Origin of the sequence: Nocardia sp. NPDC050630 (assembly GCF_044457245.1) — a bacterium.
GTDB lineage: Bacteria > Actinomycetota > Actinomycetes > Mycobacteriales > Mycobacteriaceae > Nocardia.
This window is the reverse complement of the sequence record NZ_JBITGN010000001.1, coordinates 1,232,996-1,245,313: the sequence shown is the minus strand read 5'-3', so window position 1 is coordinate 1,245,313 and position 12,318 is coordinate 1,232,996. Positions and strand designations below refer to the sequence as shown.

Sequence of the window (12,318 nt, the reverse complement as noted above, 5' to 3'; positions counted from 1 at the left end):
AATCCATCCGAATCACGCAATCGCCTGCGGCACTGGGCGAGACCGCCGATAGTGGTTTGAGTGCATCGTGCTGTCTCCATCTATGGACCCCTGCGACGGGAGAAGTGCTGTGACAAGTCTCGACAACGACCAGACCAGCCACCACGACACGGTTACCGACAAGCCGGAACCGCCCGGCGAACGACTCACGCACCTTCTGGCTGGGCCGCACGGCCTGGGCACCGAACTCGCCGCACGCTTCTCGACGAGGACCCTGGCCGAGCCCGAACCGACAGCACCGCCCGCACCCGGCGCGATGCCAGCGGCCACACTGCCCAGCGCCGGCTTACGGCACCTTCGCAGCACTGGAACTCCCCTGGGCGAGAACGCGTTTCGGATACCGTTCCGGCACGCGACGGCCGAGATCGAGCCCTACCGAGAACTTGCCTGGGGTGACGGTTCCGCACCGCCACTGTACTGCCCGCCCGCCACCCGGATCGACGACAATCTCGCCGACCGGATCGACGATCGCCTCACCACATGGGCGGAGTCGATCGGGTTCACCGACGAGGAGCTCGAGAAGCTGCGCCGGACCGGCTACGGACGGCTGGTCATGCTGACCCACACCGATTCCGACGACCCCGACCGACTGCTGGTCCCCGCCCAGATGAACACCGCCTGGTGGATGGCCGACGACTACTACGCCGACGATTCGGCGCTCGGTGCGGACCCGACCCGGCTGCCACAACGACTCACCTTGGCGATGGCAGCCTTGGATCCGTTGCCCGACGCGGGCGAGTTCACCACTCCCCTGGAAGAGGTGCTGCGAGAAGACAAGGTACTGCGCGCATTCGGTTCCGCGATCGCGAATCTGCGCGCCCACGCCACCCCGGGGCAGGTGCAGCGCGCCTGCTACGCGACGTTCACGATGTTCGTGTCCTGGACCGCCTACGCCGCGTGGCGACACACCGGCGAATCACCTTCCGCGTGGGAATATCTGGCCGCCCGCCAGCACGACACCTTCTACACCTCGATGACCCTGATCGACCCCGTCGCCGGGTACGAGCTGCCCGCGAATCTCTTCAACGACGATCGGGTCCGGCAGGCCGTGTTCCGCGCGGGTACCGCCGCCGTCCTGGTCAACGACCTGTTCTCGATCAAGAAGGATGCCGCCGACGAAGTACCCGTCAGCAATATGGTGCTGCAGATCGCCGCCGATCGTGGCTGCTCGCTGGCCGAAGCCACCGAGGTCACCGTCGACCTGCACAACCGGATGGTGCACCAGTTCGAAGCCGACCATCGCGCCCTGCGCGCCATCCCCTCCCCCGAGCTCCAGCTGTTCATGCGTGGCGTTCGCGATTGGATGGGCGGCTCCTTCGAATGGCACAACACGAACCCGCGCTACCGCTAGGTCGGTCGCGCCCTGGCAGTAACCTCTTGATATCGCCTGGGCGACACATATCGACCAACCCACCGAATCCGCCATCACCTCACTTCGAGTGACCCTGGCGCAATGGTTCGACACGCGCCCGAGCGGACCGGTAGGACTGGTCGTCCAGCAGGCATGGGCCGACCTGTCATCGGCTACTCGAGGCTGGCGGTAGGGCTCGATCCCGGCCACGATCCGGTCCAGATACCCGGTGGGAGGCTCCCCAATCGACTCCTTGACCGACAACGATTGTCAACACCAACGGACGATCCCGGCCAATGTCCTCACGAACATGTTCGTTCGTCAGCCAGCCAGGAATTTCAGTGTTTCCGGAACGAACTCATGGTGGTACTGGAAAACCCCACCGTGGCCGGAGTTCGGATAGATTTTCAGCGTTGCATTCGGCAGGCGGGCGGCCATCGCCGCGGAGTGCGCGCTGGACACCATGAGGTCGTCGTCGCCGTTGGCCACCAGCACGGGAGCCGTGATTACCGAGAGGTCGTCCGGGGCGTGCAGACCCCCGCTGGTGATTGCCCGCAATTGCGCGACACGAGCCCGAAGCGAGATCGGCAGGTCGCGGTCTCCGGTCCGTTCGGCAAGCCGCTCGAAGTACTCGTTCGCTGCCTTCTTACCTTCGGCATTGCGTGGGAAGAACAAGAAATGCCTCGCATCCTTGCGTGTGAGGAAGGCTTTGAGGTAGGCCCCACCAACGATGAACGGCATCTTCGCGATACCACCGCCTCCGCGCGGCCCGGTTCCAGCAAGGACCATACGGCGCACCAGGTCGGGGGCTTGCAGAGCGACCATCTGGGCGACCGCGCCCCCGAGGGAGAAGCCGAACAGGTCCACCTTCTCGCAACCGAGTGCTCGGATGAACGCGATCGCGTCAGTACCCATCTGCTCCACATCGGTCGGCACCGACGAGCCGGTGGCTCCCACGCCCCGATTGTCAAAAGCGATGACGTGGTGCTGTTCTGCGATCCCGTCGATAACACGGGGGTCCCAATCATCGAGCACCGCGGTGAAGTGATGCAGGAAAACGACCGGAACGCCTGATGGCGGCCCGAGTTCACGGTAGGCGAATGGGACGCCGCCGACGTCGAGAATCTGGGTCGGTGCGTTCTTCCAGGTAGTCATGTTGTCTTCCTCCGGTAGTGACTGGGTCGATGCACGGGAGCCGCAGGCCACTGGGCAGCCCTCACGGCGCGGCCGACGTGCTCGTCGTTGCGCCGGATAAAGAACACCTACTGATTCATAATATTATGATCGTACTTTCATTGTCGAATCAGCGACACCCGGTCGAACGGAGGTGATCGGGGTGCTCATAGCCACGCACGGCAGCAGGGGGTTGTTGCTCGAGCCGGTAGCCGTCGCATGGCATAGAGCCTGCGCCATATATTGCGGTCGACCAGAACCTCACCGGGAGAAGCCGAGTCAAGTCAATCGACTGGCGATGTTCACGTAGAACCGCACCCGCCTACCCCTTCGGGCTCGGCTAAACCACCTAGTCGTCCAGCGATCTGATGGTCTCTGGTTTGGTGGCCTCGGGGAATCGCTGGGTCAGCACGAGTGCGTATAGCTCGAGTCGCACACCGAAGGACCAGCGCCTGCGGGCCATTACATCGGGCGCAGCAGCCGGATCGCCTGCAGCGCAACATAGAGTTCGGCTGCTTGTGCCGGGTCATCGCAGTCACGGCCGGTGAGGTCGCGGATCTTACGCAGCCGGTAGAGCACGGTGTTGCGGTGGTAGTGCATCTGCTGCGCGGCAGCCACAGTCGACCCTTTGCATTCGAACCACGCGTTCAGGGTCTGCAATAAAGCTGTCCGCTCCGCCTCCGGCAGGTGTATGACCGGCCCGAGGATTTGTGCGGCCGCACTGTGCGCCGCATCGGGTAGCCGGACCAGCAGTAGTGCCAATGGGGCCGCTTCGTAGCGGGTAATCGCGGTCGCGCCACTCGGTGTGCATTTCAGTGCGAGTCGCGCCTCGTCGAGCCCGGCAGCGATGCCTTGGGGGCCGATGAATGTGCGGCTGACACCGGCACGAGCTTCGATCACCGCGCCGAGTAAGGCTACGGCAGTGTCGATTTCGGCGGCCGAGTGTGCGCAGATCACCCCGTTCTGGGTATCGGCGTAGCTATCCCAGATCGAGACGATGCCACGGTCGTTGAGCTTCGTGATCGCGGCCGGCATCGTCGTCCGGGTCGGTCCGGCCTCGGCGGCGACTACCACGAACACTCCGGTCTCTGGTAGGCCGAGAGTGCGCGCCGCGTCCAATACCATCGCGGGATTCTCCGCATGGTCGTCGAACAGGGTCCGAATCACCCGGGCTCGCGACTCGATATCGGCAAGGGCGAGCAGGGTTGCGGTCTCGCGGTAGGTCTCGGCCGCGGCGTCGGAGTATCGGTCGACAATGGCCCACAACTCGGCCGGAATCTTCAGCAGCTCGCCGTCGGCGACACCGCCCGCGCGGACCAGCAACTCTTCCCAGATCAGCCGACCACCGAGCCGATAGGCGTGCAGCATCGCCGCTATCGGCAAGCCCTGCTCGGCCTTCAATCGGCCTGCCGCACGCGCGGATTCGAGTCGGACCGGATCGCGGCCCGCGAGGTAGCCGAGCATTGCGGTCAGGTTGTCCAGGCAGGCGCCGCGCAGTTGCGCACGGGTCAGCAGTTGGGAGTCCAGGTACGAACGTTCGGATGCGACGATCCGGTCGGCGAGCTCGTCGGCCAGCGAATCCACCGATTCCAGCAATTGCCTCGCGAGTTCGGTGGCCGCGATCGAATGCAAGGGGCTGGCCACCAGCGCAGCGTACCACCCGGGAGTGTGTGCCACGCCACACCTCGATTGTGCCGCCGCACAAAGTCGATCACCCACACCCGCGACCGTCGCCCATGGTGCGCGACGGCGTTGGTGCGGACAATTCGGGCTATGACCATCAACGATTCGCCAACCGACGTGCGGGGCGCCGTCGACGCCGCGCTGTCCGACCTTGCCGAGGGCGAAAAGGCTTGGGCCGCGATCTCCCTGGCCGCACGCGCCGAGCTGCTCGGACGCGTGCGGGAGCTCACCGCGAAATACGCCCGCGAGTGGGTCGATGCGGCGATCAGCTACAAGCGGCTGGATCCGCGGACGGCGCTGGTCGGCGAGGAATGGATATCCGGACCCTATGCGATGGCGGCCGGGGCCGGGGCGCTGGAGCGCAGCCTGCTCACCCTTGCCGACGGGCGCAGCCCACTCGAGAACGCACATTTCGGCACAACCGGCGGACGCACGACGGTCCGCGTGCTGCCCACGTCGGTCTTCGACTCGTTGCTGTTGAGCGGATTCAGCGCCGAGGTGTGGCTCCAGCCGGGCATCGGCCGGGCCGAAGCCATCCGAGCGGCGGGGCTGGCACAACTCGACCCGGTTCGCACTCATGGGATAGGCGTGGTGCTCGGTGCGGGCAACATCACCTCGATCGCTCCATTGGACGTGCTCTATGAACTGATCGCGCACAACCGCGTCGTCGCCTTGAAACTGAACCCGATCACCGATCCGCTATTGGAACCGTTGACCAAGGTGCTGGAGCCGTTCATCGCGATCGGCGCGGTCCGGATTCTCACCGGCGCAGCCGATGTCGGCGAATACCTGGTACAGCATCCGGACGTCGCCCACGTGCATATGACGGGCAGCGCAGCAACACACGATGCGATCGTCTGGGGGCGCGGCGAGGATGCCGTGGCACGCAAGGCCGCCGGTCGACCTCGACTCGACAAACCGATCACCAGCGAACTCGGCGGCGTCTCTCCGACCATCGTGCTGCCCGGCCGGTGGAGCAAGGCCGACCTGCGGTTCCAGGCCGAACACATCGCCACTCAGCGCTTACACAACGGCGGATACAACTGTGTCGCGACACAGGCCGTTGTGATTTCGTCCGACTGGGATCAGAAGGACGACTTCCTTCGAGAGCTGCGCACCGCCTACGATGCCGCACCGAGCCGGCCCGCGTACTACCCGGGCAGCGACGATCGCGTCGCGTCAGCCGAATCGACCTATCCGAGTGCCGAGCATTTCGGCGGTCGAGTGTTGCTGTCCGGCCTGCGCGGCGACCGCAGCGAAACTCTGTTGCAGACCGAATATTTCGCACCCGTCCTCGGCGTTGTCGAATTGTCCGGCCTCGGAGCCGATTTCGCGCGTACGGCGGCGGCCACGGCGAACGATGAATTCGTCGGCACGCTCGGGGTGAACGTCATCGCACATCCGGCGACCATCCGTGCGCTGGGCGCGGAATTCGACGAACTGATCGAGCAGTTGCGCTACGGCACGATCGCGATCAATGCGTGGACCGGCGCCGGGTTCCTCACCGCTGCGGCAACCTGGGGTGCATATCCGGGCCATACGATCGATGATGTACAGAGCGGAATCGGCGTGGTGCACAATGCATTCCTGATCGACCGGCCCGAACGGACGGTCGTGCGCGGTCCGTTCCGCCCCGCACCGCGCTCGGTGTTGCACGGCGAGTGGTCCCTGACACCGAAGCCACCGTGGTTTGTGAACAATACGACCGCGGCGACAACCGGTCGGCGGCTTGCCGCGTTCGCGGGAGCACCCGGATGGGCAAAACTGCCCGGAATCTTCGCGTCCGCGCTGCGCGGCTGATCCAGGAGCACACGTGGACACCTACGCCGATTACGTCGTCATCGGTACCGGATCGGCGGGCGCGGTCGTCGCCAACCGCCTCAGTGCCGACCCCGCCACCAGCGTCATCGTGTTGGAAGCCGGGCCCAAAGACACAAACAAGTTCATCCATATCCCCGCCGCATTCTCGAAATTGTTTCGCAGCGATGTGGATTGGGATTACCGCACCGAACCGCAGCCCGGCCTCGGCGGCCGCGAAATCTATTGGCCCCGAGGCAAAACACTGGGCGGCTCGTCCTCCCTCAACGCGATGATGTGGGTGCGCGGATTCGCCGCGGACTACGACGAATGGGCCGAGCGAGCCGGAAGCGAATGGTCCTTCGCCGAGATCGTGAGGTACTTCCGCAAGATCGAAGCAGTCGAGGGGGCACGCGAAGCCGATGAGGGTGTCGACGGTCCGCTACATATCGCGCGACAGCGCAGTCCACGCCGGTCCACTGCGGCATGGCTGGCGGCAGCGGTCGAGGCCGGGCATGCGGTGGAGCGCCCGAATCTGCCCGAGCCGAAAGGGTTCTGCGAGACCGTCGTGACGCAGAAGGGCGGCGGCCGCTGGAGCACAGCGGACGCCTACCTGCGGCCCGCGCTCGGCCGAAAGAACCTGACGCTGCACACCGAGGCCGTCGCGACACGCATCATCTTCGATGGCATGCGCGCTGTGGCAGTCGAATTCGAGTCCGGCGGCAAGCGCGCGGTCGTGCACGCCCGCCGGGAAGTGGTGCTGTGCGGCGGCGCGATCAACAGTCCGCAGCTGCTGATGCTGTCGGGCATCGGCGATCGTGAACATCTCGCCGAGCACGGCATCGCCACCGTGCACCACGCACCCGAGGTCGGCGAGAACCTGATGGACCATCTGGTCGCGATGCTCGGCTTCGACGTCGAAAACGACACCTTATTCGCCGCCGAAAAGCCACTGGAGCTCATCAATTACCTTGCCAGACACCGCGGCATGCTCACCTCCAATGTCGGTGAGGCCTACGGATTCGTGCGTAGCCACCCGGACCTGGATCTGCCCGACCTGGAGCTCATCTTCGGACCCGCCCCGTTTTTCGACGAGGGAATCGGCGAACCATACGGACATGCGGTGGTGATGGGATCTATTCTGCTCAAACCCGAGAGCAGAGGACGGATCTCGCTGCGCTCCGCGAACCCGCTGGCAAAGCCGATCATCGATCCCCGCTATCTGTCCGACGGTGGCGGAGTGGACCGCGCGGCTATCCTGGCGGGCCTGCGCATGTGCGCGGAGATCGCCGAAGCGCCGGCTTTGAAAGCCCTGCTCGGCAAGGTCGCTCGGCCCTCGGGCGCGGCGGATACCGGCCCGGAAACGCTCGAACTGGCGCTCACTACCTGTTCGCACACGCTGTATCACCCAGTGGGCACCTGCCGGATGGGTAGCGACGAAACCAGCGTAGTGACACCGGAATTGCGGGTTCGTGGGGTCGAAGGTCTGCGCGTCGCGGACGCCTCGGTGATGCCGAGCATCATTCGCGGACACACCCACGCCCCGAGCGTGCTGATCGGCGAGAAGGCAGCCGAGCTGATCCGCGGCTCATAGCCGGCCCTCGGACACCCCTGCCGGGCGGTGGCCGTCAACTGGCGCCCGTCGGGCGAACCTCATCGGTCCCGCTGACACAAATCAGCCGCCACCTACGCTGCGGGCGATTAGCGGCGTAGGTGATTGCCGACACGCGCGTTTCGTGCGGTCGTCTGCCCTGCATGCCTCGACTCCGGACGGTGGACACGGGTCGTGGCACTATCAGGATCCGAAACGGATCAGGTGAGTTCAGCGGTTTGTTGCTTGGCTGATTCGGTAGCAATGGAGAATTCAACTAGGGCGCTTCGGCGTTGTCAGGTAGCTCAGATCCTCCGGGAACGTAATCGCACTGCGTCGAGCCGTCACCGGCCGCGATATTCAGCTCGGTGATGGCGAATCGGGGCCCACCGCTCCGCGACGGCCGGCGAGCTCACCATCAGGCGTTCGATCGGCGATCTCCCACTCGACGGCCCCGACACCGCGCGGGTTGACCCACTTCCATAACTTCGTTATCCTAAGTCCATCGTCCATGCCGAGGCGCGCTGATTGCAGGGTGCAATCCATGTTGCGGACACACCTTCCGGGCAATTCCATCGGCAAGTGGCCGAGGCCATCCACACCACGCATCACCCGAGAGATGAGAAGGCAGGTGACATGAAGGCGTTCATTGTCGAGTCCTACGGCAAGGACGGGCTACGGGCCGCAGACGTTCCCGAGCCCAGCGTGGGCCGTCGTGACGTTCTGGTCCAAGTCCGCGCGGCCAGCATCAACCCGCTGGACAAGATGGTTCGCAACGGCGAGTTCAAGCAGCTGCTGAAATACAAGCGCCCGTTCATCCTCGGCCACGACGTCTCCGGCGTCGTCACCGAGGTCGGCGCGGACGTGCGGGCCTTCAAGGTCGGCGATGAGGTGTATGCCAGGCCGCGAGACCTCCGGATCGGCACCTTCGCCGAGTCCATCGCGATCGACCAAGACGATGTCGCACTCAAGCCGCAGTCCTTCTCGTTCGAGCAAGCCGCAGCCGTACCTCTGGTCGCACTGGCCGCCTGGCAAGCCCTCGTCGATGTCGCCGACGTCAAGCCAGGCCAGAAAGTCCTCATCCACGCCGGCGCGGGCGGCCTCGGCTCGACCGTCATCCAGGTCGCCAAGCACCTGGGTGCCTACGTCGCCACCACAGCACGCACCAACGACATCGAAAAAGTCCGCACCTTGGGCGCCGACGAAGTCATCGACTTCACCAAACAGGACTTCGCCGAGATACTCACCGGATACGACGTCGCACTGGACTCACTCGGCGGCACCAATCTGGAAAAGTCGTTGACCGTGCTCAAACCGGGCGGACTCGCCCTCAGCGTAGTCGGCCCACCCGACCCCTCCTTCGCCGCACAAGTCGGCCAACCGCTGCTCGCACCCGTCATGGCCCTGTTGAGCCGCAAGATCCGCAAACAAGCCAAAAAGCAGCGAGTGCGGTACTCCTTCTTCTTCATGAAGGCCAACGGCGCCCAACTCGAGAAACTGGCCACGCTATACGACAACGGCACCCTACAGCCGGTACTCGACCGCACCTTCCCCTTCGATCAAACCCTCGACGCCATGGCCTACGTCGAACAAGGCCGCGCCAACGGCAAAATCGTCATCACGCGATGAGCGAACACCCGAGATAGCTACGCGCGAAATCCCTATCGATCAGCATGCCATTGAGCGGTCATAGCCCAATGGTGCAGGTACTCGCCTCGAGTCACGTCGTTGCGGTTGCGACTCACGTGAGATCGTCGACGGGGAACGCCCGAGCCTACGGACGATTTCACGGACCGCGCCACCCCGCATGCAGGATCGAGATCTGTTCTCGCTCTGCGATATTCAGATTGCGTTCCGGCGCGACGCCCCTGGGGAGACAACCGGAAGGCCGCCGCTGACCGTCCCCGTCGACGCGGGCTCGGCGCACCGACCTCGACGTCGATCGACTCGAAGCCGAACTGCACAAGCGCCCCGCGCTTCGGATGGCGGTGGGGTGCCGTCACCCAGCGTCGCGGGATTCCGACGTCGCTGAAATCGGCGAAGTGCTCGGCCAGCTCGAGGGTGATATAGCCGTGCACGAAGCTCCACAACTGGGCGGCGACGACTTCGGGTTCCCGCTGCCCGATTCGGCCGGAGTCCAGGAGCCGCTGGCACGCTTCGACCATGTGCGCGTAGGCGTCCCGGAAGGCCGGCGACCGCCCGCTGAAACGTATGTCGGAATCCCCCATCGGCCGATATGTCGCGCGCGTGGACAGACCGAACATCAGGTCATGGAGGTGGGGGTTCTCCCGCGCGACCCGCCGGCATGTCAACGCCATCGTGAACAGATCCGCGATCGGATCCGCGGTCACCGGCATCCGGGAAAACGCCTGGTCGAGGTCCTTGAATCCCCGGTCGACGACGGCTCGAACGAGTTCGGGGATCCCACCGAAGTGGCTGTAGACCACCATCGTCGACAACCCGGTCGCCGACGCCACCGTCCGCGCCTTGATGGCCGAAGGGCCCTGCTCGGCCAGCAGGCCGATGGTCGCCTTGACGAGCCGTTCCGGCACGCTTTCGCTGGTCGAATCCTCTGACACGTTCCTCATATTTCCACCTGACTCCACAGCCCTCCCGCCCCGCGACGGGGACGACTCTTGCCACACATCCTGTAACTTCGTTATATTAGCCTTGTAACTTCGTTATTGGCAGTCGGACAGGCATCCGCTCGGCTTGCCGATCCCAATCCACTTGCAGTACGGAGGCAGAGTCGATGAGACAACACAGCAAGGGCCACCTCGATATCGAGGACCGCGGCGCAGTACTGATCGCCCGCGTTGACGGCGGCCCGCACGGATTGTTCGGCCTCGAGATCGCCAACCAACTGGAAGCGTTGGTGGACCGCGTCGACGGCGACCCGAACGTGCACGCGGTCGTCTTCACCGGGGCGCATCCCCAGCGGTTCGTCAGCCATGCCGATGTCCGCTGGCTGCAGGAGGGAGGCGCCGCGGTGCCCTCGGTCAACCGACTCGGAGCCTCCGTTCTCGCGCGTACCGCGAAGAATGTGGACCGGGCCCGCCTGGGCCCCTTGGTGAACCGGACCCCGATGGGGCCCGCGGTCGAACTCGAGCGCCTGCACACGACGTTCCTTCGGATGAATCGCAGTGGCGTCATCTTCATCGCCGCTCTCAACGGTTCGGCTCTCGGCCTCGGGGCGGAGTTCGCCTGGGCGAACGACCTTCGGGTGATGGCCGACGGCGACTTCTTCATCGGCCAACCGGAGGTCCTCCTCGGCATCATGCCGGGCGGCGGTGGCAGCCAGCGCCTGACTCGCCTGATCGGCACGCACAAGTCCTTGGTCGCAATCCTCGAAGGTAAGCCGTTCACACCCGCGCAAGCACTCGCCAACGGGGCCGTCGACGACGTGGTCCCCCAGGACCAGGTCCTCGCGCGGGCGGTCGAACTCGCAGCCCACTTCGGCTCGCGGACAAAGGGATCGGTCGAAGCCATCAAGCGAGCGGTGTATTTCGGCGGGTCGATGTCGCTGACGGACGGCCTGCACGTCGAACGCACCGAGTTCCTCGGCACCGCACTGTCGAAAGAGGGCCAGCAGCTGATGCTCGACTACATGCAGAGCACTGAATCCAACGGTGAACTCCCCCTCTACAACCCCGACATCTACAAACAAGCGCTCGAACTGGGCACTGTGCCCGGGCGTCGCTCGACGAACGGACGATGAGACCACCCATGGCCGCCAAAAAGCCCTTCACTCGTCAGGACGTCTACTTCTCCTCCGGCAGCAGCACCTGTAGCGCGTGGCTCTACCTGCCGACCGGCGTCACCGCGCCACCTGTCGTCGTCCTCGGTCACGGCCTCGGCGCGACCCGCGAGATGCGCCTGGACGCCTTCGCCGAGCGTTTCGCCAAGGCCGGGATCGCCTGCCTGGCCTTCACCTATCGGCACTTCGGTGACAGCGGCGGCCAACCTCGCCAGCTGCTGTCGATCCGGCGGCAGCTCGACGACTGGGATGCCGCCATCGACTACGTTCGGAATCGCCGGGACGTCGACGGCGCACGAATCGCGGTCTGGGGCAGCTCGTTCGGCGGCGGCCACGCCATCACCGTCGCTTCCCGCCATCCCGAACTGCGGGCGGCCGTGGCCCAATGCCCGTTCACCGACGGTTTAGCCTCCGCGCTCGCGCTGGGCCCGGTCGCATCGCTCAAACTTGCTCCGGTGCTGGTCCGAGACCTGACGGCCATGGTCCTCGGCCGCGCACCGGTGACGATTCCCCTGGCCGCACCCCCCGGCTCCCCAGCCCTGATGAACGCCCCGGACGCGCTACCCGGCTACCAGGCGCTGGTCCCCAAGGGGACGACGTTCGTGAACGAGGCTGCCGCGCGGGTCATTCCGACCATCGCCGCCTACCGACCCGGACGTTCGGCAAAGAACATCACCATCCCGATCCTGTTCTGCGTCAGCAACACCGACAGTGTCACGCCGCCCGCGCAGACCCTCCGATACGCGCGCACGGCGCCCCGAGGGGAGATCAAGACCTACGACGCGGGCCACTTCGACTTCTACCTCGGCGATGCCTTCGAGGCGTTGGTGCGTGACCAGGTCGAGTTCCTGACCCGTCAGTTTGCCTCGGCGCCCGCCTCTTCGACTCCCGAACCGGATCGCGTCACATCAAGGTAGGTACGCTCGC

Annotated in this window: 9 protein-coding genes and 1 pseudogene; 6 read left to right on the top strand and 4 right to left on the bottom strand. The window is 65.1% G+C overall.

Annotated elements, in window-relative coordinates; genetic code table 11:
- Nucleotides 1-109 precede the first annotated feature (109 nt).
- Complete coding sequence (locus ACIBG0_RS05375; RefSeq protein ID WP_397029444.1) at nucleotides 110-1,390, top strand: family 2 encapsulin nanocompartment cargo protein terpene cyclase; 1,281 nt, start codon at nucleotides 110-112, stop codon at nucleotides 1,388-1,390.
- Nucleotides 1,391-1,711: 321 nt separating this feature from the next.
- On the opposite strand, the gene ACIBG0_RS05370 is transcribed toward ACIBG0_RS05375, so the two are convergent.
- Both ACIBG0_RS05370 and ACIBG0_RS05365 read right to left on the bottom strand, forming a co-directional pair.
- Nucleotides 1,712-2,545 (bottom strand): alpha/beta fold hydrolase, encoded by an 834-nt coding sequence (locus ACIBG0_RS05370; protein ID WP_397029442.1) that lies wholly within the window; start codon nucleotides 2,543-2,545, stop codon nucleotides 1,712-1,714.
- A gap of 480 nt (nucleotides 2,546-3,025) precedes the next feature.
- Nucleotides 3,026-4,207, bottom strand: coding sequence for a PucR family transcriptional regulator (locus ACIBG0_RS05365; RefSeq protein ID WP_397029440.1), 1,182 nt, complete (start codon nucleotides 4,205-4,207; stop codon nucleotides 3,026-3,028).
- A 129-nt stretch (nucleotides 4,208-4,336) separates the two neighbouring features.
- On the opposite strand from ACIBG0_RS05365, the gene ACIBG0_RS05360 reads away from it, so the two are divergent.
- The 3 genes from ACIBG0_RS05360 (at nucleotide 4,337) to ACIBG0_RS05350 (ending at nucleotide 9,263) form a co-directional block, all read left to right on the top strand.
- Nucleotides 4,337-6,046, top strand: a complete 1,710-nt coding sequence (locus tag ACIBG0_RS05360) for an aldehyde dehydrogenase family protein (RefSeq protein WP_397029438.1) — start codon at nucleotides 4,337-4,339, stop codon at nucleotides 6,044-6,046.
- A gap of 13 nt (nucleotides 6,047-6,059) precedes the next feature.
- Complete coding sequence (locus tag ACIBG0_RS05355; protein WP_397029436.1) at nucleotides 6,060-7,637, top strand: GMC family oxidoreductase; 1,578 nt, start codon at nucleotides 6,060-6,062, stop codon at nucleotides 7,635-7,637.
- Nucleotides 7,638-8,270: 633 nt separating this feature from the next.
- Nucleotides 8,271-9,263, top strand: coding sequence for an NADP-dependent oxidoreductase (locus tag ACIBG0_RS05350; protein WP_397030218.1), 993 nt, complete (start codon nucleotides 8,271-8,273; stop codon nucleotides 9,261-9,263).
- 39 nt (nucleotides 9,264-9,302) lie between these two features.
- Here the strand turns inward: ACIBG0_RS05350 and ACIBG0_RS05345 are convergent, their stop codons facing one another.
- Entirely contained in the window at nucleotides 9,303-9,443 is a 141-nt protein-coding gene (locus tag ACIBG0_RS05345; RefSeq protein ID WP_397030216.1) for a helix-turn-helix domain-containing protein, read from the bottom strand.
- Nucleotides 9,444-9,670: 227 nt separating this feature from the next.
- Nucleotides 9,671-10,222 (bottom strand): annotated as a pseudogene (locus ACIBG0_RS05340) (TetR/AcrR family transcriptional regulator); the annotation flags it as partial.
- 164 nt (nucleotides 10,223-10,386) lie between these two features.
- Here ACIBG0_RS05340 and ACIBG0_RS05335 point away from each other — a divergent pair.
- Nucleotides 10,387-11,352, top strand: coding sequence for an enoyl-CoA hydratase/isomerase family protein (locus ACIBG0_RS05335; RefSeq protein WP_397029434.1), 966 nt, complete (start codon nucleotides 10,387-10,389; stop codon nucleotides 11,350-11,352).
- An 8-nt stretch (nucleotides 11,353-11,360) separates the two neighbouring features.
- Nucleotides 11,361-12,308, top strand: a complete 948-nt coding sequence (locus tag ACIBG0_RS05330) for an alpha/beta hydrolase (RefSeq protein ID WP_397029432.1) — start codon at nucleotides 11,361-11,363, stop codon at nucleotides 12,306-12,308.
- Nucleotides 12,309-12,318 lie beyond the last annotated feature (10 nt).